The 19,781-nt window shown below is 72.6% G+C and carries 18 protein-coding genes; 9 read left to right on the top strand and 9 right to left on the bottom strand.

From position 1 onward, the window contains the following. The first annotated feature begins 17 nt into the window (after positions 1-17). Positions 18-590, top strand: coding sequence for an NAD(P)H-dependent oxidoreductase (locus tag ACIQK6_RS26080; RefSeq protein ID WP_329106251.1), 573 nt, complete (start codon positions 18-20; stop codon positions 588-590). Positions 591-611: 21 nt separating this feature from the next. On the opposite strand, the gene ACIQK6_RS26075 is transcribed toward ACIQK6_RS26080, so the two are convergent. Continuing rightward, positions 612-1,106, bottom strand: coding sequence for a hypothetical protein (locus tag ACIQK6_RS26075; RefSeq protein ID WP_402695573.1), 495 nt, complete (start codon positions 1,104-1,106; stop codon positions 612-614). A 334-nt stretch (positions 1,107-1,440) separates the two neighbouring features. Then, positions 1,441-2,214: an AraC family transcriptional regulator gene (locus ACIQK6_RS26070; protein ID WP_329106247.1), complete on the bottom strand. Its 774-nt coding sequence runs from the start codon at positions 2,212-2,214 to the stop codon at positions 1,441-1,443. A 137-nt stretch (positions 2,215-2,351) separates the two neighbouring features. Here ACIQK6_RS26070 and ACIQK6_RS26065 point away from each other — a divergent pair, with 137 nt between their 5' ends. Genes ACIQK6_RS26065 through ACIQK6_RS26050 form a run of 4 tightly spaced genes read left to right on the top strand, consistent with a single transcriptional unit; the run spans position 2,352 to position 6,410 of the window. Next, positions 2,352-3,401 carry an iron ABC transporter permease gene (locus ACIQK6_RS26065; protein WP_329106245.1) on the top strand — a complete coding sequence of 350 codons (1,050 nt, stop codon included), beginning with the start codon at positions 2,352-2,354 and terminating at the stop codon, positions 3,399-3,401. Positions 3,402-3,406: 5 nt separating this feature from the next. Continuing rightward, on the top strand, positions 3,407-4,519 hold the full coding sequence (locus ACIQK6_RS26060) for an iron ABC transporter permease (protein ID WP_329106243.1): 1,113 nt from the start codon (positions 3,407-3,409) through the stop codon (positions 4,517-4,519). Next, positions 4,516-5,343, top strand: coding sequence for an ABC transporter ATP-binding protein (locus ACIQK6_RS26055; protein WP_329106241.1), 828 nt, complete (start codon positions 4,516-4,518; stop codon positions 5,341-5,343). Before ACIQK6_RS26060 ends, ACIQK6_RS26055 begins: the two co-directional genes overlap by 4 nt. A 14-nt stretch (positions 5,344-5,357) precedes the next feature. Beyond that, positions 5,358-6,410 (top strand): ABC transporter substrate-binding protein, encoded by a 1,053-nt coding sequence (locus ACIQK6_RS26050; RefSeq protein ID WP_329106239.1) that lies wholly within the window; start codon positions 5,358-5,360, stop codon positions 6,408-6,410. A 142-nt stretch (positions 6,411-6,552) separates the two neighbouring features. Here ACIQK6_RS26050 and ACIQK6_RS26045 read toward each other — a convergent pair whose 3' ends face one another. The 3 genes from ACIQK6_RS26045 to ACIQK6_RS26035 form a co-directional block, all read right to left on the bottom strand. Further along, positions 6,553-7,017 carry a hypothetical protein gene (locus ACIQK6_RS26045; protein WP_329106238.1) on the bottom strand — a complete coding sequence of 155 codons (465 nt, stop codon included), beginning with the start codon at positions 7,015-7,017 and terminating at the stop codon, positions 6,553-6,555. Between the two features lie 137 nt (positions 7,018-7,154). Continuing rightward, positions 7,155-7,613, bottom strand: coding sequence for a MarR family transcriptional regulator (locus ACIQK6_RS26040; protein ID WP_402695572.1), 459 nt, complete (start codon positions 7,611-7,613; stop codon positions 7,155-7,157). 99 nt (positions 7,614-7,712) lie between these two features. Further along, entirely contained in the window at positions 7,713-8,294 is a 582-nt protein-coding gene (locus ACIQK6_RS26035; protein ID WP_402695571.1) for a dihydrofolate reductase family protein, read from the bottom strand. A gap of 264 nt (positions 8,295-8,558) precedes the next feature. Here ACIQK6_RS26035 and ACIQK6_RS26030 point away from each other — a divergent pair, with 264 nt between their 5' ends. Together ACIQK6_RS26030 and ACIQK6_RS26025 are read left to right on the top strand one after the other, a co-directional pair. Next, a complete protein-coding gene (locus ACIQK6_RS26030) occupies positions 8,559-10,403 on the top strand; it encodes an SIP domain-containing protein (protein WP_402695570.1) in 1,845 nt (614 codons plus the stop codon). Between the two features lie 73 nt (positions 10,404-10,476). Then, a complete protein-coding gene (locus ACIQK6_RS26025; protein WP_329106232.1) occupies positions 10,477-11,361 on the top strand; it encodes a hypothetical protein in 885 nt (294 codons plus the stop codon). Between the two features lie 19 nt (positions 11,362-11,380). Here ACIQK6_RS26025 and ACIQK6_RS26020 read toward each other — a convergent pair whose 3' ends face one another. From ACIQK6_RS26020 to ACIQK6_RS26010, 3 genes are all read right to left on the bottom strand, one after another. Continuing rightward, positions 11,381-13,198, bottom strand: coding sequence for a methyltransferase (locus ACIQK6_RS26020; protein WP_402695569.1), 1,818 nt, complete (start codon positions 13,196-13,198; stop codon positions 11,381-11,383). Positions 13,199-13,328: 130 nt separating this feature from the next. Beyond that, the gene (locus ACIQK6_RS26015) at positions 13,329-14,501 is read right to left on the bottom strand and encodes a 4-hydroxybenzoate 3-monooxygenase (protein ID WP_329106227.1); all 1,173 of its coding nucleotides are present in this window, start codon (positions 14,499-14,501) and stop codon (positions 13,329-13,331) included. Between the two features lie 356 nt (positions 14,502-14,857). Beyond that, positions 14,858-17,593 carry a BTAD domain-containing putative transcriptional regulator gene (locus ACIQK6_RS26010; RefSeq protein WP_402695568.1) on the bottom strand — a complete coding sequence of 912 codons (2,736 nt, stop codon included), beginning with the start codon at positions 17,591-17,593 and terminating at the stop codon, positions 14,858-14,860. Positions 17,594-17,944: 351 nt separating this feature from the next. Between ACIQK6_RS26010 and ACIQK6_RS26005 the strand changes: the two genes are divergently transcribed. Next, positions 17,945-18,370 (top strand): hypothetical protein, encoded by a 426-nt coding sequence (locus ACIQK6_RS26005; RefSeq protein ID WP_402695567.1) that lies wholly within the window; start codon positions 17,945-17,947, stop codon positions 18,368-18,370. A gap of 323 nt (positions 18,371-18,693) precedes the next feature. Next, on the top strand, positions 18,694-19,200 hold the full coding sequence (locus ACIQK6_RS26000; RefSeq protein WP_329106224.1) for a TspO/MBR family protein: 507 nt from the start codon (positions 18,694-18,696) through the stop codon (positions 19,198-19,200). A 59-nt stretch (positions 19,201-19,259) separates the two neighbouring features. On the opposite strand, the gene ACIQK6_RS25995 is transcribed toward ACIQK6_RS26000, so the two are convergent. Next, entirely contained in the window at positions 19,260-19,685 is a 426-nt protein-coding gene (locus tag ACIQK6_RS25995; RefSeq protein WP_329106222.1) for an SSI family serine proteinase inhibitor, read from the bottom strand. Positions 19,686-19,781: the final 96 nt, after the last annotated feature.

Below are 19,781 nucleotides of genomic sequence, written 5' to 3'. Positions count from 1 at the left end.
CCGCTGGAGTGATGTTCATGTCCGACCGCTCGTTCCTCTTCGTCCTCGGCAGCTCCCGTGCGGACGGGAACACCGAGCTGCTCGCGAGGGCGGCCGCAGAGCAGTTGCCCGCCGGTGTCCAGCAGCGGTGGGTCGACCTGGCCGGGGCGGCGTTGCCCGACTTCCAGGACGGGCGGCACGAGGCCGAGGGCTGGACGCCCTCGGAGGGCGAGGAGGCCCTGCGGCTGGCCACGCTGGAGGCGACCGACGTCGTGATCGCCTCGCCCTTGTACTGGTACGCGCTCTCCGCGCACACCAAGCGCTACCTCGACTACTGGTCGGGGTGGCTCACGACCCCCGGCTCGGACTTCAAGCAGCGGATGGCGGGCCGGACCCTGTGGGGCGTGACGGCCATGGCGGACCACGACGAGGTCCGTGCCGAGGGGCTGGTGACCAGCCTTCACCACACCGCGGCCTACCTGCAGATGGGGTTCGGCGGGGTGCTGCTCGGCAACGGCTCCCGACCGGGCCAGGTGCGTGACGACGAGCGGGCAATGGTCCGGGCCAAGACCTTCTTCGCGCAGGACGCCCCCCTCGCCCGGTTCCCGTAGGGGGTCCGTCGCTCCTCGGTGTCAGCCCGTGGTGGACCGGGGGACGAGGCGGGTACCGCAGCGGCTGCAGTAGCGGGCGTCGGCCTCGATGGCGTGCCGGTGGCACTGCTCGCAGACGAGGTGGAGCGGGCACTGCGGTGTGCGGGGTTCGGTGCGGGGCGGCCGGCCGATGGCCATGCCGGCCCGCCTGCGGTGGGCGGTGAGGAAGACCAGTCCCTCGGGGCCGGCTCGGAGCGAGCGGGCGGAGCCGCGCGGCAGCAGGGTGAGGGAGCCGGGCACGACCTCGATCCCGGCACCGTCCAGGGTCAGCGAACCGCCGCCCTGCACGACGGTGAGGAGGACGTCCACCTCGGGCTCCCGGTGTACGGCGATCTCGCCGCCGGGCAGCAGGCGCACCAGATTCGCGTCGAGTTGTCGGCCCTTGTTCCGTAGTCGCCACAGGGCGCCGCTCTGGTCGTCCGTGGCCGCCTCGACCAATCCCGTCACCGTGACACCCACGGCTTCCCGCTCGACCACCACATGTCCTTCCCGCGCGTTCGGCCGCTCCGCCGAACCTCGTGACCGCCCATGAGATCACTTCGGCAGGTGTCCGCACCAACCGCCGGGGTCGAGGTCAAGATCTGCCGGGGCACGAGTCCGTCCCGGCGCACGATGACCTCGTACGGGTGTCCGAGAGCGATTCGGCCGCCGTACCGGTTGGTCGCTCGGCCCGGTGGGAAACGCCGGCCGGGGCGGCTGACCCAGACACCCGACTGCCCCGCACCCGGGTCGTGACCCCCGGGTACGGGGCAGGTCCGTTTCCGCCCGCCAGGACCGTGGCGATCCGTCGGCCGGCGGCCGCCTCTAGGCCCTACGCGGACCGGTCCAGCGAGCTGCGCACGTACGCGCCCGGGGTCTGCCCGAAGTGGCGTCGGAAGGCCAGGATGTAGCCGTTGGTGCTGACGAAGCCCACCCGGGCGGCCACGGAACTCACCAACTGGCCCTGCTCCAGCAGGCCCAGCGAATGGTTGAGGCGGAGCCGGGTGCGCCATTCGGAGAACGCCATCCCGGTCTCCGCGCGGAAGGCCCGACGCAGGCTGGTCGAGCTCGTGTAGAGGTTCTCCGCCCACTCCGTCGCGGTGCGCGGGTCGCTCGGCGTCCGGGCCAGCTCGCGCGCCACGGCGCCGGCGGTGTGGCTGGTGGGCTGGGGCAGCGGCAGGCAGTTGCGGTGCCCCGCGGACAGCGCCGCGAAGACCTCCGGGTCCTCCTCCTGGGCGCAGGTGCTGCGCATCCGCCCGAGGACCAGTCTGCGCTGGGCGTCGGTGATGTTGATGGTGGTGACGTCCTCGTACGGCAGCTCGAACCGATCCGCATCGAAGGACTCGACCGCGATGACGGAGTCGGCTCCGAACCGTGCGCTGTGCGCGATGCCCGCCGGGATCCACAGGGCCACCGAGGCGGACAGCTCGTAGTCCCGACCGAGGGCGGTGACCACGATCCGGCCGACCGGAACGTGCAGGAACTGGTGGAACTCGTGGACGTGGAGCGGGTGTCCGCCTTCGGCGATGAAGTCGTCATCGGCCATGATCACGTCCTCCGCGCGGGTCTCCTCGAACCACACGCTGCGCAGTCCCGTCTCGGCCACAACATCCTCCCCTACCGCAGGGTCAGCGTTCTTGACCCCTGATTGTGAGCGGTTCGACTCCGGCATTGGACCGGACCCCGCTTCGGTAAGGCTAACCTAACTTCGAGCTTGAGCAGGTGAGGAGTACCCGAAGACCCATGAAGCAATCGGCTTCGCCGGCCGCACCACCGACCCCGACGCCCGCGCGGCCCCGTGCCCCGCGCACAGCCGTGGTCGTGGTGCTCGCCGGCCTGATGCTGGCCGCCGTGACCATCGCGAGCATCGGCCTCGGCGCGCGTGACATATCCCCGCTGGAAATCGTGCGGATCCTGCTGCACCCCGGCGCGGAGGGCTACAACGGCGACGTCCTGTGGACGGAGCGGATACCGCGCACGCTGCTCGGCCTGACCGTCGGGGCCGCCCTCGGCGCCTCCGGGCTCATCATGCAGGCACTGACGATGAACCCGCTGGCGGAGCCGGGCGTCCTCGGCGTGCAGCAGGGCGCGGCGGTGTTCGTCGTCCTCGGCATCCTCTTCCTCGACGCGTCAAGCGTGCAGGGGTACTTCTGGATGGCGCTGACGGGCTCGGCGGTGACCGCGGTCCTCGTCTTCCTGATCGGGACCCGTACCAACGCGGGCAGCAGTACGATCGGCCTCGTCCTCGCGGGCGTCGCCGTCGCCGCGGTGATGTCCTCGCTCATCACCCTGCTCGTGGTGCGCGACGAGGCCGTCTACGCCCACCTGCGCTTCTGGTCCGTCGGCCAACTCACCGGCCGGGGCCAGTTCCTGGGCCAGGTGCTCCCGTTCGCGCTCACCGGCCTGGTGCTGGCGCTGCCCCTGGGGCGCACCCTGAACCTGCTGAGCCTCGGAGACGAGACTGCCCGCGGACTCGGCATCCGGGTGGAGCGGGACCGGCTGGCGAGTGCGGCCGTGGCGGTGCTGCTGTGCGCCGCCGCCACCGCGGCCGTGGGGCCGGTGGCCTTCGTCGGACTGGTCGCCGCGCACACCGCCCGGATGCTGGTGGGCGCGGACCACCGCTGGTCGCTGCCGCTGTCCATGGCCTGCGGAGCCGTCCTGCTCGTCGGCGCCGACACCGCCGGACGGCTGGTGATCGACCACGTCGAGGTCCAGGTGTCGGTGATGACCGCCTTCGTCGGCACCCCCTTCTTCGTGTGGCTCGCGCGCCGCCGCGACCTGGTCCGGATGTGAATGACATGCCACAGACACACGCGCCACGGGCGGACGGGGCGCGCAGCCTCGGACAGGCCTCCCGGGACACGGCGGCCGAACTCAGGGCCGCCACCGCGGCCCGGCTGCGCGGTGCCCACCGGGCGGGCATCCGCCGGGCCCGCCTCGTCGCCTGCGTACTCGTCCTGATGCTGCTCGCGCTGCTCGTCGCCTCGATCCTGCTCGGCGGGGTCAAGAAGATCCCGGCGGGCGACGTCCTGCCCGCCGCCTTCGGGCTGCGCACCGGACTGGCCGACTACGTGATCTTCCGCATCCGGCTGCCGCGCGCCTTGGCGGCGCTGCTCGCCGGAGCCCTCTTCGGCCTCTCCGGCGCCCTGTACCAGCGGCTCATCCGCAACCCGCTGGCCACCCCGGACATGGTCGGCATCTCGGCGGGCGCCGGAGCCGGCGCCACCACGGTGCTGCTGTTCGCCCCGGCCGTTCCCTTCGGGACTTCCCTGGCCGGTATCGCTGGGGCATTCGCCCTCGTGGCGACGGTGCTCGCGCTGAGCAGGCACGGCGGGAGCGTGGACACCTACCGCCTGGTCCTCGTGGGCATCGGCCTCAGCGCCGTGTGCACCGCGTACGTGAACTACCTGTTCACGGTGGCCGGTCAGCACGGGATCGCGCAGGTGATGCGCTGGTTGGTCGGCAGCGTCAACGACGCCACCTGGGAGGGGGTGTCCACGCTGGCGGGTGCGCTCGCCGTGTGCGGGCTCTGCACCGCGCTGCTGGGCCGGTCCCTGGGCAGCATGTCCCTCGGCGACCAACTCGCCCTCGGGCTCGGGACCCGGGTGGGCGCCGTCCGGATCGCGACCCTGCTGGTCGGGGCAGCGGCCGCCGCGCTCGCCACCAGCGTCACGGGCCCGATCGGATTCGTCTCGCTGATCAGCGGGCCCATCGCGGTCCGGCTGGTCGGCGCCGACCGGTCCGTCGCCCTGGCCGTTCCGATCGGCGCCGTCATCGTCCTCGGCGCCGATGTCCTCGCCCAGCACGGCCCCGTGATCAGCCCGGTTCCGACGGGCGTCCTCACGGCACTGCTCGGCGCCCCCTACTTCGTCTGGCTGATCCTCCGGCGCAGGCAAGGAGCCACCACATGAGCGCACGACCCGTACCCTCCTCCCCCGACGCCGGCTTCCGGATCGAAGCCCGCGGCATCAGCGCCGGGTACGAGCGCAAGCCGATCATCGAGGAACTCACCCTCGGGATCGAGCCGGGCAAGATCACCGCGCTGGTCGGCCCGAACGCCTGCGGCAAGTCAACCCTGTTGAAGTCCGTCGCCCGGCTGCTGCCCGTCGCGGCCGGCTCGGTCCTCCTCGAAGGCCAGGACATCCACGCCCTGTCCACCCGCGAGGTGGCCCGCCGCCTGGGCATCCTGCCGCAGTCGCCGATCGCCCCCGAGTCCATCACCGTCGGCGACCTCGTCTGGCGCGGCCGCCATCCGCACCGCCGGTTCGGACAGCGGCGCACCGCCGCCGATGACGAGGTCATCGCGGACGCCCTGCTGGCAACCGGTACCGCCGAGCTGATCGATCGCCCGGTGGACCAGCTCTCCGGCGGCCAGCGCCAACGCGTGTGGATCGCCCTCGCGCTCGCCCAGGACACGCCGACGCTGCTCCTGGACGAGCCCACCACCTACTTGGACATCGCCCACCAGATCGAGGTCATGGACCTCCTCGCCGACCTCAACGAGCAGGCCGGAAAGACGATCGTGCTGGTGTCCCACGACCTCAACCAGGCAGCCCTGTACGCCTCGACGATCGTCGCCATGCGCGACGGCCGGATCGTGCGCCGGGGCACTCCGGAAGAGGTGCTCACCGAGGAGACCGTGGCCGAAGTGTTCGGCCTGGACTGTCTCGTCGTCCCCCATCCCCGCTCAGAGCGGCCCCAGATCTTCCCCCTGGGCCGTCGAATCCCCGCATAGGAGACACCATCATCATGTCCGTCCTGCACAGAACGCACCGTCGCCCGGCCCGAGCCCTCGCCGCCCTCACCGCGGCCGCCGCCTGTCTCGGCCTGCTCACCGCGTGCGGCGGCGAGGACTCGACCGCCGCCAAGGACAAGCCGGCCGCTGCCGGAGCCGACGCGTCCGCCGCCTTCCCCGTCTCCCTCACCAACGCGTGGGGCAAGACCGAGGTCAAGAAGAAGCCGGTGAAGGTCGCGACGGTCTCCGACGGAGACACCGCCATCGCGCTGGCCCTCGGCATCGTCCCGGTGATCACCCCGGACGTCGAGGACGGCGCCAAGGTTCCCGAGTACAAACAGCGCGCCATCGACAAGCTCGGCGCCGGCAAGCTGAAGACGTACGACGACGCCGACGGCACCGCCTACGAGGCCATCGCGGCCGAGGCCCCCGACATCATCCTCGGCATGAACACCTGGGAGATGGACGCGGACTACGCCAAGCTGCAGCCGATCGCCCCGGTGGTCACCTTCACCGACAAGGCACAGGCCGACACCATGACCTGGCAGGACCGGCTGAAGACGGCCGCGAAGGCCCTCGGCATGAGTGCCAAGGCCGACGAGGTCATCGCGGCGAACGAGAAGGCCACGTCGGAAGCCGCGGCCGCGCACCCCGAGTTCAAGGGCAAGACGTACACCTACACGGTCGTCCACCCCGAGCAGGTCAGCTTCATGTCCTACGCCGACCAGGACCCGGGCGTCTTCGAGAAGCTCGGCTTCACCAAGACCGACAAGGCGAAAAACTACGCGCCGGACAAGAACGCCGTGAGCATGGAGAACCTGGACCAGCTCGACGCCGACGTCCTCCTCGTGACCTACCCCTTCGGTGACCGCGGTGTGATCAGCGCGACCGAGCTGGAGTCCAACAAGCTGTTCCAGTCGCTGAACGCGGTGAAGACCAAGCACTTCACGGTCATCCCGTCGGACAACTCGCTGTCCTCGGCCATCGCCTACCCGGACGCGCTGAGCGCCCCGTGGGTCGTCGAGCAGCTCACCCCGCTCCTCGCGAAGGCCGCCGCCGGCCAGTGACGCCCGCGCCCGCGCGGCCCGAGGGCGGGCCCGGTTCCTCCGGGAGCCGGGCCCGCCCGGGCGGTTCCGGCTGAGCACGGCATCGTGCGCACGGGGGTGGACGACGCGCTGACACCGCCGATGGGAGACACGAACGCGGCCCTCATCGCTCCGTCCCCAGAGCCTCGCGCGCGGCCTGCTGAAAGGCGGCAAGGGGGGCCTGCTTGGCGTCGGCGGCGGACGCGAACCGCGCCCGATGGTCGTCCGCGGGGGACACGCCGTCCCTGATCGCCGCACGCGCCCAGTCCACGACGATCATTTCGCACCTCCGCATCGCCCGGTGCAGGTCCGCTGCCCTGTCCGCCGCGGCCCGCGGTCCGGCGACAGCCACTGCCGACGAACCCGTACTGAACCTGGCCCAGGCATCGTGCGTTTCGGCGAGTGCAGCCTTCCAGTCGGCCGACGTGGCCTCCTGCGCAGCCAGTTGGTCGGCAACCTTCCAGCACGCCGCGTTCAACTCGCGTGTGGCGGCCAGGTACGAGGCATAGGCGTCGCGTCTCATCTCGGCACGCCATTGCTGGTGATCGGCACTCTGCTGCTCGCGGCGCTGCCTCGACTGCCCGACCACGGACAGCCAACCACCAGTTAGCCCTCCGACCGCCCCTATGGCCGCACCGACGATGGCTGCCAGGCTCCCGTCCACAGTCGTCGATTACACAGCACGGTCGCCGCGGGCGCCAGATCGCTCCACCGGTCCGCCCGGCTTCAGTGGTGCCAGGCGTCGCCTCCGGTGTTGCGGATGAACCGCTGGAGGACCTTGAGCGTGATCACGTACTCCTCGTCCGGGATCCCCCGGTGCCGTTCCTGCCACAGCTCCGCCTGCGTCGCGGCCACCCGGGCGTAGAAGTCCGCTCCTGCGGCCGTGAGTTCGAGGCGTCCGCCCGCGTCCTGCGTGACCCATCCGCGGCCGATGGTGGCGTCGATCTCCTCGTCGAGGTCATCGATGCCCTCGGCCGCGTAGCCGCTCAGCACGCCGGTCACGCCGTCCCGGGTCGGCGGCACCTCGGCCTTCGCGATCTGCGCCAGGATCCACGCCTGCGGCTGGGTGGTGCCGATTCCGGCGAGGACGGCCCTGATACGGGTGACCACCGCATCTGAGGCGGCCCAGCTCCAGTAACCGATGGGCTGCCGCACCAACTCGGCGTCGTCGTGCGAGTACTCCATGGCGCATCCGCTCCGTTCGCTCTCTTCGAGATCGTCTGCGCACCACCGTAGGAACTCAAGCACGGTTGAGGTCCAGCCCTCGAGCCCCGCTCGGATCGGTCAACGGCGCACCCGATAACTCAGGTGAAGCACCCGGTTGCCCTGGATCACCACGTCAGGATCCTCCAACAGGTGCTGCGCGTGGACCGACCCGAAATAGCGCTTGCCCGACCCGAACACGACGGGCACGACGTCCATGCGCACCTCGTCGATCAGACCCTCGGCAAGCAGCTGGCCACCGACGTCGCCGGCGGCGACCTCGACGATGCGGTCACCCGCGAGCTCCTGCGCCTTGGCCACGGCTGCCTCGACGCCGTCGACGAAGTGAAACGGCGCCTCGGGGTCCCAGCCCTCGGGCTCCGGCCGGTGCGTCACGACGACCACGTGGTCGATACCGCCCGGAGGCTTCCCGTCCCAGCCGTCCGTCATGTCGAAGACGTGGCGGCCGACGATCGTCGCCCCGATCTGGTCCCAGTACGGCCGGGTGTGGTCGTAGGACGTCTGCGAAACCTTCAGCTCGCCGCTCCCGTCCAACGGGACGTCACCGCTGGACAACCAGTCGAACAGCGGCCCGGGCTGGTCACTCTCGTCCGCGATGAAGCCGTCCACCGACACCGAGCCGTACATGACCACCTTGCCCACGGGGCCCTCCTCTGCTCTGGGGGTGCCCCAAATTAGCGTGTCGTGAGCTGTCGCTCTCGTCACCAGGCCGGCCGCTGTGGACGGTCGCCGAGGACGCTGGCCGTAGGTGGGCCTCGAGGCCCGCGAGGCGTGCCGGGAACGCGGCCGTCCGGATTGCGCGCGGGGTGCCAGTGTCGTGGCCCGCGGGTTGGATGCGGGGCGCCCGGGGCGCCGTAGCGTGGCCGCATGCCGGATCTGCCGGACGGATGTGAAGGAGCAAGTCGGATGTCCACCCGTAGTCCCCGCCCGGTCGTCACCTTCCCCATCGTGCTCAGGGAGCTGACGGTGTTGCGCGTCTCGGACGTCACGCCCGGGATGCGGCGGGTGACCCTGGGCGGACCTCAGCTGCACGCCTTCGAGCACGCGGGCCTGACCCTACCGCCGCTGCGCACGGAGGGCTTCGACGACCACGTGAAGTTCTTCTTCGCGGAGGAAGGCCGGGATCCGGTGCTGCCCCGGCAGAACGTCAGCAGCCTGGACTGGCCCTCGGACGGACGGCCGATCTCCAAGGACTACACGCCGGTGCGGTTCGACCCGGCGGCCGGGGAGATCGACTTCGACTTCGTCCGGCACGACGGCGGGATCGCCTCGTCGTGGGCGCAGCAGGCCGCTCCGGGCCAGGTGACCTGGATCGCCGGGCCGAAGATGTCGCACGGCCACCCCGAGGGCGCCGACTGGCTGCTGGTGATCGGCGACGAGACGGCGCTGCCCGCGATCGGCCGCTGGCTCGACGAAATGCCCGACGGGACCCGGGCCCGGGTGTTCATCGAGGTCGGCGAGGAGAGCCACCGTCAGGAACTGCCGACGCGCGCGGAGGCCGAGGTCACCTGGCTGGTGCGCGCGGGCACGCCGGCCGGGCGCAGCGATCTGCTGGAGCGCGCGGTGCGCGACATGGAGTGGCTGCCGGGCACGGTGTTCGTCTGGGCGGCCGGGGAGGCCGTCACCCTCAAGGGCATCCGGCGGCACCTGTCGGTGGAGCGGGGCGTTCCGCGCGAGCAGACGCACATCACCGGCTACTGGCGGCGGGCCGAGGTCGCGCCCGGCCACACCGAGCCCGCCGACCCCGATGTCCTGGAGGGCGAGGACGCGCACGGCCGGCTCCACGAACTGACCGACCTGGCACCGGGGCTGGCGATCCGCGTGGCCGTCACCCTGGGCCTGGTCGACCTGGTCTACCAAGGCGTACGGGAGCCCGCGGAGCTGGCGCGGCGCAGCGGGACCGAGCCGCGCTCGCTCGGTGCGCTGCTGAAGTACCTCGTGGAGATCGAGGTGCTCGAGCAGGCCGAGGACGGCTACCGGCTGACGCCGGTGGGTGAGGAACTGGTCGAGGACGACCACTCGTTGGAGGAGTACGACCTGCGCGGTGCCCAGGCCGCCTTCGACCTGTCGTTGGCGGGGCTCGCCGAGCGGCTGCGCTCGGGCGCGAACGGCTGCCGGACCGCTTCCGGTGAGTCCCTGGCGGAGGCGCTGCGCACCGATGTGCGCCTCGGCGGTTCGGCCCGCACCGCGATCGAGGACGAGGCGCGCTGGGTCTCGACCGGGGTGGCCGGTGCCTTCGACTGGTCGGCGGTGAACGTCCTCGGTGCCACGGGCAACGGCGCCGGCACGGTCGTGAACGCGCTGGTCAAGGAGTTTCCCGGGCTGCGGGTTCGGCTCGCCGCCCTGCCGTCGGTGCTGGGGGTCCTGGGCGGGGAGATCCTCGATCCGGAGGTGCTGCCCCGGGTGGAACTCGTAGCGCAGACCCACCCGGTGCCGTCGGGTGCGGGGACGCTCCTGCTGTGCCGGCTGCTGGAGTGGCTGCCTGACGAGGACGCGGTACTGACCCTGACCGAGGCCGCGGCCGCGCTGGAGGCCGACGGCGTTCTGGTGCTGGTCGAGCAGGTCGAGGCGGCCGACCCGGAGGACATCGACGCGGCCTTGCACCACCTGCGGCTCACGGCGGCGTTCGGCTCCGGGCTGCGTTCGGTGGAGGACGTGACCGCGCTGGCGGAGCGGGCCGGGCTCGCGGTGCGCGACTGCCGTGACGTCGGCTGGGACCACCGGCTGTGGGTGCTCGCGCCGAGTGCCTGACCCGGACGCGGACGCGGAGTGCCGCCCGGCCGGGCACCGTAGCGCTCCATCCGGTTTGTGCCACTCTGTGCTCATGATGTCTGAGGTCACGGCCGCAGCCTGGGCCGGGCAGCAGGTCGCCGCGGTCCGCGATGACCCCGCCGGGCGGATGGCCCTGATGGAGCGTTGCTACTCCGGCCCGTTCGGCAAGGCGCCCCGGCACCTGCCGTTCCGCCGGGCGGCGATGTCGTTCATGCGCTGGCAGGTGCGGCGGGGCGTGCTGCAGCCGGCGTTCGCCGACCGGCCCGGCAGTCCGTGGTGGCGGGCGGTGAACGAACGGATCCTGCGTGACGGCTGCGAGGCGGTGGGCCTGAGCGGCGGGCTCGGCGGGCCCGCCTCCGCGCGCACCGTCGACCACTGGCTGTCCTTCGCCGACCACCCCACGGCCCGGGCCTGGTACCGGGCGCACAACGGGAGCGTGGTCGCCGCCTACCTCGAGCACCGCGACCTCGCGGAGGCGGAGAACGAGACCGAGCGGTTCTTCATGAACGTCGTCCTCTGCCGCGTCCTGTACGCCCACGCCCTCGTCGCGGCGCCCCGTATCGCCCTCGGCCGGCTGCATCCGCTCGCCCCGTTCCTCGGCGATCCGAGGGTGGAGATGACCGGGATCTTCTTGCAGCTGTCCCGCGTGCTCCCCGCCGAGTACCCGCTCCACGATTCGGTGCGGGCCCATCTCGACCGGGAGATCGGCTTCGGCCGCCTCCTCGACTTCGGTGTGATCGCGCCGAGACTGCAGCAGCTGTACGAGTGGTCGGCCCACGAACTCGCGGCGCCCGGACTGCTCGACTGCGTCCGCGACGGATCCCCGGTCTACGCCTGGGCGTTCGCCGACCGGAACGTGTGGCAGCCCCCGGATTCCTTCGTCCTGCGCGTGATCCACCGGGCGCTCCCGCCTTCCCCGCGCGCCCCGTACCGATGACGGACGACTGGGCTCCGGTTCAGCTCCGTCCGGTGGCCGGGTCCGGTGCGCCCGCCCTACGGGCGTGCAGCACGTGCGCGTCCAGAGGCAGCGGCCGGTGGCCGACGAGCTGGAGGCCCGCGTCGGCGAACAGGCGCGCGTAGTGGTCGGCCCGGCGTTCGCGGCCACCGACGTTGCACAGCATGTGCAGGTCCCAGGCGGTGGCCAGCGAGGGGGAACCGTCGACGGGCAGGAGGCGTTCCACGACGAGCAGGTCCGCGTGGGCGGGCATCGCGCGGACGCAGTGGCGCAGGATCTCGCGGCAGCGGTCGTCGTCCCAGTCGTGCAGGACGCGGGACAGTACGTAGACGTCGGCGTCGGGCGGTACGTCGGCGAAGTCGCCCGTGCGGTAGTCGCAGCGCACCCCGCAGCCCGCGGCATCGAGCAGCCGGCGGGCGGCCTCGACGACGTGCGGCCGTTCGAGGAGGACGCCGCGCAGCCGCGGGTGCGCGGTGAGGATGCGGCGGAGGAGCTCTCCATTGCCTCCGGCCACGTCCACGACGGTCGCGTCCGCGGGCGCCTGGGCCGCGGCGGTGATGACCGGGTGATCGGGGAGCGGAAGGAACATCCGTGAGCTCGCCGCCATGGACTGGTCGAAGAGGGCGGCGAGTTCGGGATCGCCGGCGAAGTGGTCGAAGTGGTTCTCGCCGAAGAGGTGGTCGAAGGCCGGCCGGCCGGTCCGTACCGCGTGGTCGAGGCCGTCGAAGGAACGGTAGAACGGGCCTCCGTACATCAGGGCCAGCGGTCGCATCGACCCGGGCGCGTCCGCGCGCAGCAGGGCGCCGAGTTCGGTCAGGCGGAACCCGGCGGGCTCCGGGGCCGGTGCCGGATCCGAGGCCGGGGACAGGGCCGGGGCCGGAACGGAACCCGGTGTGACGACGCCGAGCATGACGAGATAGCGCAGGAGCGTGGCGAGACCGCGGGGGTGGGTGCCGGTGAGCCGGGCGAGGTCCTCGGTGCGGTGTGCAGTACGGGTGTCCATGGCGTCGGGCAGGCCGAGCCGGGCGAAGGCGGCGAGCGCCTGTGTCGTCCATGCACCGGTGAGGAGGTGGAGGAGCGTTTCGGCGCACTGCCGCGCGTCGTGGCCGGGTCGGTGGTGCAGTTCGGCGTGGTCCAGGTGGGCGGCGAGGGTGTCCCGGTGGTCGCCCCGCGCGTAGAGCTCCAGCCGCTGGTAGTCGCAGGCCGCGTCGGCGGGCAGGGTGAAGTAGAGGACCGTGCCGTCCTCGTGCGGGTTGTACCCGCCGCCGTCGGGCCGTGCGCCGTGGCGGCCGAGGATCGCGCACAGGCCGCGCAGGACCAGTGGTTCGGGGCGCTCGATCTCGAAGGCGAGGTGCGCCTCGTGCCGGCGGGTGCGTTCGTGGGCGGCGATCGGTTCCAGGTCGGAGTATGGGGGCACGATCAGGGCGAACACTTCGACCGCACGCCGTTCGCCGATGGAGCCGTGCACGTGCGGGCGCAAGATCTGGACGTCGAGCTCGGCCGGGTCGCGCCGGTGGCGCCGGGCGAGGCGTTCCCGGACCACCACGCTGGGGTGGGAGGGGGTGTCCACGGCCAGTCCGCAGTCGGCGAGTTGGGACCGCAGGCCGTCCGCGTCCGGCGGGAAGAGCAGCAACCCCGCGTGGGCGAACCGGCAGTGCGCGGCCAGCGCCCGCAGGTCCGGACCGTCGAGGCCGGGCAGGAGGAGGGGGAGCAGGGCGGCGCTGTCGTGCTCGCGGACGAACCGGGCTGCCGCGCGCAGGCGGGCGGTGTCGTCGACGTCGTCCAGGAGCAACGTTTCATCGGGGAGGGTCGTCATCATCGCGGAAGTGTCCTCGGGCCGGTGCGGGGCGGAGCAGGGCGGGCAGGGCGAAGCGGTGGGCGGGCGGGCCGGGTGGTGCGGGGTGGAGCGAGCGGTGCGGGAGCGGTGCGGGAGCGGGGTGCCGCGCCGGTCACACGCCGACGTAGTTCTCGGCGAACCAGTCCTGGTGGATGCGCGAGGTGCGCAGCGAAGCGAGCCGGGAACGCCGCAGGGCGGCCTGGAACAGCGCTCCGGAACCCTGGTCCCGGTCGGGAACCGCGTGCAGGAGCCGGGTCATCCACCCGGTGAACTCCTGCGCCCGCCAGATGTGCGCCAGGCACCGGTCCGAGTACCCGTCGAGTCCTGCGGTGTCGCCCCGGGCGAGGGCGTCGACGAGGGCTTCGGCCAGGATCTCGGCCTCCAGGACCGCGAGGTTGGCGCCCTTCGCGGCGGCCGGGGCGAGCAGGCTCGCCGCGTCGCCCGCCAAGAAGAGCGAGCCGTGGCGCAGTGGTTCGACGACGTCGCACGCGAGGTCGAAGACCCCGCGTTCCAGGAGTCTGCCCCGTCGGAGGGGGCCGTGGTCCACGGCGCGCATCCGGACGTCGAGCTCGTCCCAGATCCGCTGCTCGGGCCAGGCATCGGCGGGTGTGCCGCGCTGCCACTGGAGGTAGTAGCGGGTGACGTGCGACGTGCGGGCCATGTGTCCGGCGAAGCCGCGGTCGTGGACGGCGTAGCCGACGGCATCCAAGCTCGCAGGGGTCTCGGCGAGCAGGCCGAGCCAGGTCACTCCGTGGTCGTACCGGTGGTGACGGACGGCGCCCGGCGGCAGTGAGCCGCGGGCCGCCCCGTACCGACCGTCGCAGCCGGCGACGTACCGGGCAGTCCACCGGGTGGGACGGCCTTCGGGCGTGCTCGTCGTGACGGACGGCCGGGTGCCGTCGGTGTCCTGCACGACGAGCGCCTCGGTACGGAAGCAGATGCGTCCGCCGAGGTCGAGGTAGTGGCTGAGGAGGTCCTTGACCAGGTCCTGCTGCGGGTAGACGTGATGCTGCCCGCCCTGGCCGAGGGCCCCGTAGTCGAGGCGGAACCGGCCGTCCTCCGTGCGGAACTCGCACGTGCCGTGGCGTCGGCCGTATCGGTGCAGGCCGTCGGCGAGGCCGTGGCGGTCCAGGATCCGCACGGTGTTCGGGGCGAGGAAACCCGCGCGGGCCCGCGTCTGGACCTGAGTGCGGGAGGCGCGTTCCAAGATGACGCAGTCGATCCCGGCGGCGTGCAGCAGGATTCCGAGGACGAGCCCGGCAGGGCCGGCGCCGAGAACGACCACGTCGGTCGATTCACGTAACGTGCATGGAGCGTTACTTTCCGTCATAGCTGGTGAAGCATAAGCATGCGAAGATCCACACACCTACCTGAACCATCCCTAGGCGGGAATAGAGTGACAATCGCCATGGACGTTTCGGCCCCGGAGGTACGGGGCCGGGACCGGTTCCCGCAGCCGGCCGGTGGTGCGCTCCGGGCGTACGAAGGCGGCCGCACTCTCCCCCACGCTCCGGCGCGCACGAGACCGTCGGGCCGTCGACGGTGCGCCGTCGGCACATCGCGGAAGGGGTAGCGCTCCGGACGTCCGGGAAGGCACCTCCGGCCGACTCGGCGCCATCCGCCGGGGCGCGGTCCGGAGCGCTATTCGCTGAGGGGGGAACGCCCGCGCGCGCCCGCGCTCCACACCGGCACCGGAGCCGGATCCGGCCCCCGCTCCGGCTCCGGAAGCCCGTCCAGTGCCAACCGCGCGGCGACCTCCCCCTCCTCGTAGGCGTTGGCCCGGGCCTCCCGGATGGCCTCGTGGAGCTGTCGTGCGGCCTCGCCGGTCCGACCGACGGCGGCCAGCGCCTCACCGTGAAGGGTGCGCAGGACCACCCGCCGCGGCGCCGCCAGCAGGGGCTCGGCGAGAGCCAGCCCCCGGGCCGCGTGTTCGGCGGCTTCGGCCGCAGCGCCGACCGAGATCAGGTGCTGGGCGAGGTGTTGGTGTGCCAGCGTGACGGTCTCGGTGAGCCCCTCCCGCTCGGCCAGGGCGAGCGCGTCGGCCAACAGGCCGCCGGGCCGCTGGCGGTCCCCGTGCCGCATCAGCGCGACGGCCAGGTTGATCCGCGCGACCGCCTCGCCCTCGAAGTCCCCCGCCCGGACGGCCAGATCAGGGGCCCGCTCCAATCGCGCCAGGGCTTCCTCCGGCCGGCCCTCCTCGGACAGCACCCAGCCGAGCAGCGCCGACGCACGGGACTGGGCCGCCGGATCACCGTCGAGTTCCGCGGATGCCAGGCCCTGTTCGAGCAGCGGCACCCAGCCGTCGCGGACCTGCCACACGATGAGCGGCCACTGGAGCAGGACGAGCCGCCAGGCCCGGTCGTGAAGGCCCGCCGCGATCGCGGCGTCGACCGTTGCCCGCAGAGTGCCGCGTTCGGCGGAGTACCAGGCGAGGGCTGCCGTTCGGTCGGCGAACCGGCGGATCTCGGCCGAGCGCCGGGCGCCGGGCGGGAGGGCGCAGCACGGCTCGCCACCGGGTTCCGCGGCCGCGCACGCCGCGAGCAGGGTCTGCACCCAGTGGTCGAGCAATCGGAGCAGCCCGGCGGGTTCGTCATCGGGTGCCAGGCTGCGGGCGAAGAGGCGCACCAGATCGTGCAGCACGTAGGACTGCGGGCCCGTCTCCACGACCAACTGGGCCGCGGCCAACTGGTCCAGCGCCCGGGCGGCCCGGGGCGGCGGACAGTCGGCGAGGGCGGCCGCGGTGCCGGTGTCGAGCGTGGCACCGATGTGCGGGCCCAGGTGGTGGAACAACCACCGCGCCGGTTCGGGTAGATGCCGAAGGCTGAGGCCGAGCGCCGCGGCGACGCCGGCGTCTTCCGCCCGGAGCAGGTCCAGCCGGTGCTGCTCGTCGGCAAGTTCACCGACGAAGGAGGCCAGTCCCCGGTGCGGACGGGTGGCGAGCCGGGCCGCGGCGACGCGCAGCGCGAGCGGCAGTCCGTCGCACAGGCCGGCCAATCGCGCGGCCGCTTCCGGTTCGGCGGCCACCGGTTCCGGGCCCAGCACGGCGGCCAACAGCGCCGTCGAGTCGGCGGCGGGCAACGCGCCGACCGTCACCGGGCGGGCGGCGTCGGTGGCCACCAGCCCGTCGAGCCGGTCGCGACTGGTGACGAGGGTGACGCACTCGTCCCCGCCGGGCAGCAACGGGCGGATCTGCTCGGAGTCGACGGCATTGTCCAGGACGACCAGCAGTCGCCGCCCGGCGGTCAGTTCGCGGTAGCGGGCTCCGAGGGCGGCGGGCGACCCGGGCATCCGCTCGACCGGGACGCCGAGTGCGAGCAGGAACTCGCGCAGCACGGCGGGGGTTTCACGGCCCGGGGTGGGACTGAAGCCGCACAGGTCGACGAAGAGCGTGCCGTCGGGGAAGTCGGCGCGACGTCGGTGCGACCAGTGGACGGCGAGCGCGGTCTTGCCGACGCCGGCACTGCCCGTGAGGGTGATGAGGGAGCCGGGCACCGCGGTCGTGATGCGGTCGAGGGCGGCGAGTTCGTCCCGCCGTGCGATGAAGCCCCGTGGTCGGCGGGGCAGCAGCTGGGGCGTGACGGCGGGCTCGGCGGGGGCCGCGTGCGCCGCGTGCGCCAGGGCGGCGGGCGGGCGGGCGGTCCCGTTGTCGGCGTCCGCGTGGGCGTGGGCACGTGCGCGGTCGCCGGCGTCCGCACACGCGTCGGCGTCCGGGTGGGCCCGGGCGGGTGCGTCCGTGCGCAGGAGGGTGTGGTAAGCGTCGATGAGCACCGGTGCGGGGTCGACACCGATCTCATCGGCGAGCAGTTTCCGCGTGTGGTGGAACCGGTCCAGCGCGTCCGCCTGCCGGCCCGCCCGGGCCAGGGCCAGCATGAGTTGCGCCACGAGCGGCTCGCGCAGGGGGTGCGCAGCGGCCTCGGCGCGCAGCACGGATGCAGCCGTTCCGTGGTCACCCAACTGCCCGTACGCGCGCGCCAACGCTTCCACCGCCGTCAGCCGCAGCTCCTCCAGCGCCTGCGCCGGGGCCTCCAGCGGAGCGCGGTGCACGGTCCCGGCGAACGCCGGCCCCTGCCACAGCCCCAGCGCTTCGCGGAGGACCGCCACGACCTCCCCCGGGTCCACGCTCCGCCGGACGAACCGGAGGGACTCCTCGAAGCGGTGGGCGTCCACGAGCGCCTCGGGCAGGCGCAGCCGGTACGCCGGCCCCTGGGTGAGGAGCTCCACACCGTGCGCGGCCGCGTCGTACTGTGCGAAAACCGCACGGAGTCGGGAGACGTGTCCCTGCAGCACGGTGCGCGCGTGCCGCGGCGGCTCCTCGTCCCACAGCGCCTCGGTGAGCCGCTCGACACCGACGGGCGTGTTCGGGTGGGCCAGCAACATGGCCAGCAGGCTCCGTCGTTTGGCAGGGCCGAGCGGGAGCGGACCTCCGTTCGCCGTCGTTACGGAGACCGGCCCCAACACACGGAACTGCACAGACCCCACCCTTGTCGATCCGTACTGCTTCGTGCCGTTCTGTTCATGTAGTGACGGCCCCTGCCCGAGGATAAGTCGGATTGTTCCGGCGGCATGAGTACACCCTCGGCCAAACACGGAACGCACGTTCCGCTCTCGAACACAGGGGGGCGATGCGGCATCGGCGGAGCGTTAGCGGGCCGTTAGAGCATCGTTTGCGGCGGGTGGAAGTGTTCGGAGCGTCAAGTCGTTCCGTCATCCCGATTGGGGAGTACCCACATGACCTTGGCCATCCTCCGCCGCTCCGCCCTCGCTGTCACCACGCTCGCGCTCTCCGGGGCCGCCCTCGCCGGTGTCACCGCCGCCCCGGCGCAGGCTGCGGCGCCCGCCGCCGCTGGCGGTTTCTGTCATGTGTCCGGGCTCGGCGGTGACTACATCTGCGAGTACGGCGAGGCCTGGATGACGTACCCGGCCGGAAACCGTCAGGTCTTCATCGTCGGCACCGACTTCGCGGTGTGGACCCGCTGGCAGTACGCCGGGGGCTCGTGGAGCGACTGGACGTCCATGGGCGGGACCGTGCGCAGTGGGGTCCGCATCGAAGGCAACAACACCTGGAACCCGACCATCTCGATCGTCGGCATGGACGGTGAGCGCTGGTCCCGGCACCGCCTGAACAGCGGCAGCTGGACCCCCTGGCAGAACTGACCCGCACGCCGCCCGGCGGGCCGCCACCCGCCGCGCCCAGGGAGAGAGCGGTACGCCCGTGACGGGGGTGTCCCTGGCGCGGCGGCCCCACCCCGACCTCCCGTGCCCGACCGCCGCCCCCCTGCCCGACCTCCGGCCCGCCGGGGCCGGCCGCCACCCGAGGTGGCCGCCGGTCCCGTGCCGCGCCCGCCGGTTCCGATCGGCGCCGCCCGCATCCGGATGCCGCACGCGGGCGGAAGAGGGGGCGTGGCGAGCAGCCGGTCGATCCCGAGCACCGGGGCCTCCCCGTGCCGGGTGACGTCAAGACCACGGGGAGGCCGAACGTGACATCTTCCGCAACACCTGCACCACCGCCGCACGGGGCCGGAAGCCGACGGGCTCTCGCCGCGTTCCTCGTGGCGACGTACGGCGTCGCGTTCGCCGGCGCCCTCGCCTCGGCCGACGCGGGCGAGGTCTACCGCTCGCTGGAGCGGCCGCCGTGGGCACCACCCGCCTGGGTCTTCGGCCCGGTCTGGACCGTGCTGTACGCCACGATCGCGATCGCCGGCTGGCTGGTCTGGCGCTGTCCGGACCGCCCGGGCGTACGGCGGGCGCTCACCTGGTGGTCCGCCCAGCTCCTCCTGAACCTCCTGTGGACACCGCTGTTCTTCGGTGCCCGCCGGTACGGATTCGCCCTGGCCGACATCGTCCTGCTCCTGGCCGCCATCGGCGTCACGGCGGCCCTCTTCCGGCCCCTGCACCGCACCGCCGCCGCACTGCTCCTGCCGTACCTGCTGTGGGTGGCCTACGCGACGGCGCTCAGCGCCGCCATCTGGCACCTCAACCCGTAGACCGGGGGCGGGAATCGGGAGGCGGGGAGGGGAGGGGAGGGGAGGCGGGGTCAGGGGCGTCAGAACGCGTAGAGGGCGTTGCCGTTCAGGGTCGCGGACATCACGCACGCGTTGCGGAAGGTGTGTTTCCACTCGATGCGACCCCCGCCCCATACGCCGTCCGCGGTGACGGTGACGGGGGCGTAGCGCCTCGGGCACGCCCGGCCGGCATCCTGAGCGGCCAGCAGGCGGTCGAACTCGCCCTCGGTGGCATTGAGGGCGTCGCACGCGGCCCGGGGGTCGGGGTGCGTGCCCTCGGCGGCGTAACCGCAGCTGAGGACGACCGCCCGCAGGACCGCGCCCGTGGCGGCGTCGTCCCCCTGGGCGACGGCGAGGACCATGGCGGAGGGTGTGCTCGAGCTCGCGGGGCTCGCCTCCGCCAGGCCCGCGGTGCCGGCGAGGCACAGGAGAGTGGCGGCGGAAACGGCGGCTAAGCGATGGCGCATGACAAGGCCCACTTTCGGATCGAAGGCTGATTAGCGCGCTAGAACTTCCATGTAGCGCTCAAGCGAGCCAGAGCCTGCCAGGTGTGAAGGCCCGTC

It is taken from the genome of Streptomyces sp. NPDC091682, assembly GCF_044756625.1.
Taxonomy (GTDB): Bacteria; Actinomycetota; Actinomycetes; order Streptomycetales; family Streptomycetaceae; genus Streptomyces.
Note: the sequence above shows the minus strand (reverse complement) of the source record. Positions and strands in the feature narration are given on the sequence as shown.

Coding starts and splice junctions, on each gene's coding strand:
- ACIQK6_RS26080 (WP_329106251.1), top strand. CDS start 18: ATGTCCGACCGCTCGTTCCTCTTCGTCCTCGGCAGCTCCCGTGCGGAC.
- ACIQK6_RS26065 (WP_329106245.1), top strand. CDS start 2,352: ATGAAGCAATCGGCTTCGCCGGCCGCACCACCGACCCCGACGCCCGCG.
- ACIQK6_RS26060 (WP_329106243.1), top strand. CDS start 3,407: ATGCCACAGACACACGCGCCACGGGCGGACGGGGCGCGCAGCCTCGGA.
- ACIQK6_RS26055 (WP_329106241.1), top strand. CDS start 4,516: ATGAGCGCACGACCCGTACCCTCCTCCCCCGACGCCGGCTTCCGGATC.
- ACIQK6_RS26050 (WP_329106239.1), top strand. CDS start 5,358: ATGTCCGTCCTGCACAGAACGCACCGTCGCCCGGCCCGAGCCCTCGCC.
- ACIQK6_RS26040 (WP_402695572.1), bottom strand. CDS start 7,613: ATGGAGTACTCGCACGACGACGCCGAGTTGGTGCGGCAGCCCATCGGT.
- ACIQK6_RS26030 (WP_402695570.1), top strand. CDS start 8,559: ATGTCCACCCGTAGTCCCCGCCCGGTCGTCACCTTCCCCATCGTGCTC.
- ACIQK6_RS26025 (WP_329106232.1), top strand. CDS start 10,477: ATGATGTCTGAGGTCACGGCCGCAGCCTGGGCCGGGCAGCAGGTCGCC.
- ACIQK6_RS26020 (WP_402695569.1), bottom strand. CDS start 13,198: ATGATGACGACCCTCCCCGATGAAACGTTGCTCCTGGACGACGTCGAC.
- ACIQK6_RS26010 (WP_402695568.1), bottom strand. CDS start 17,593: ATGTTGCTGGCCCACCCGAACACGCCCGTCGGTGTCGAGCGGCTCACC.
- ACIQK6_RS26005 (WP_402695567.1), top strand. CDS start 17,945: ATGACCTTGGCCATCCTCCGCCGCTCCGCCCTCGCTGTCACCACGCTC.
- ACIQK6_RS25995 (WP_329106222.1), bottom strand. CDS start 19,685: ATGCGCCATCGCTTAGCCGCCGTTTCCGCCGCCACTCTCCTGTGCCTC.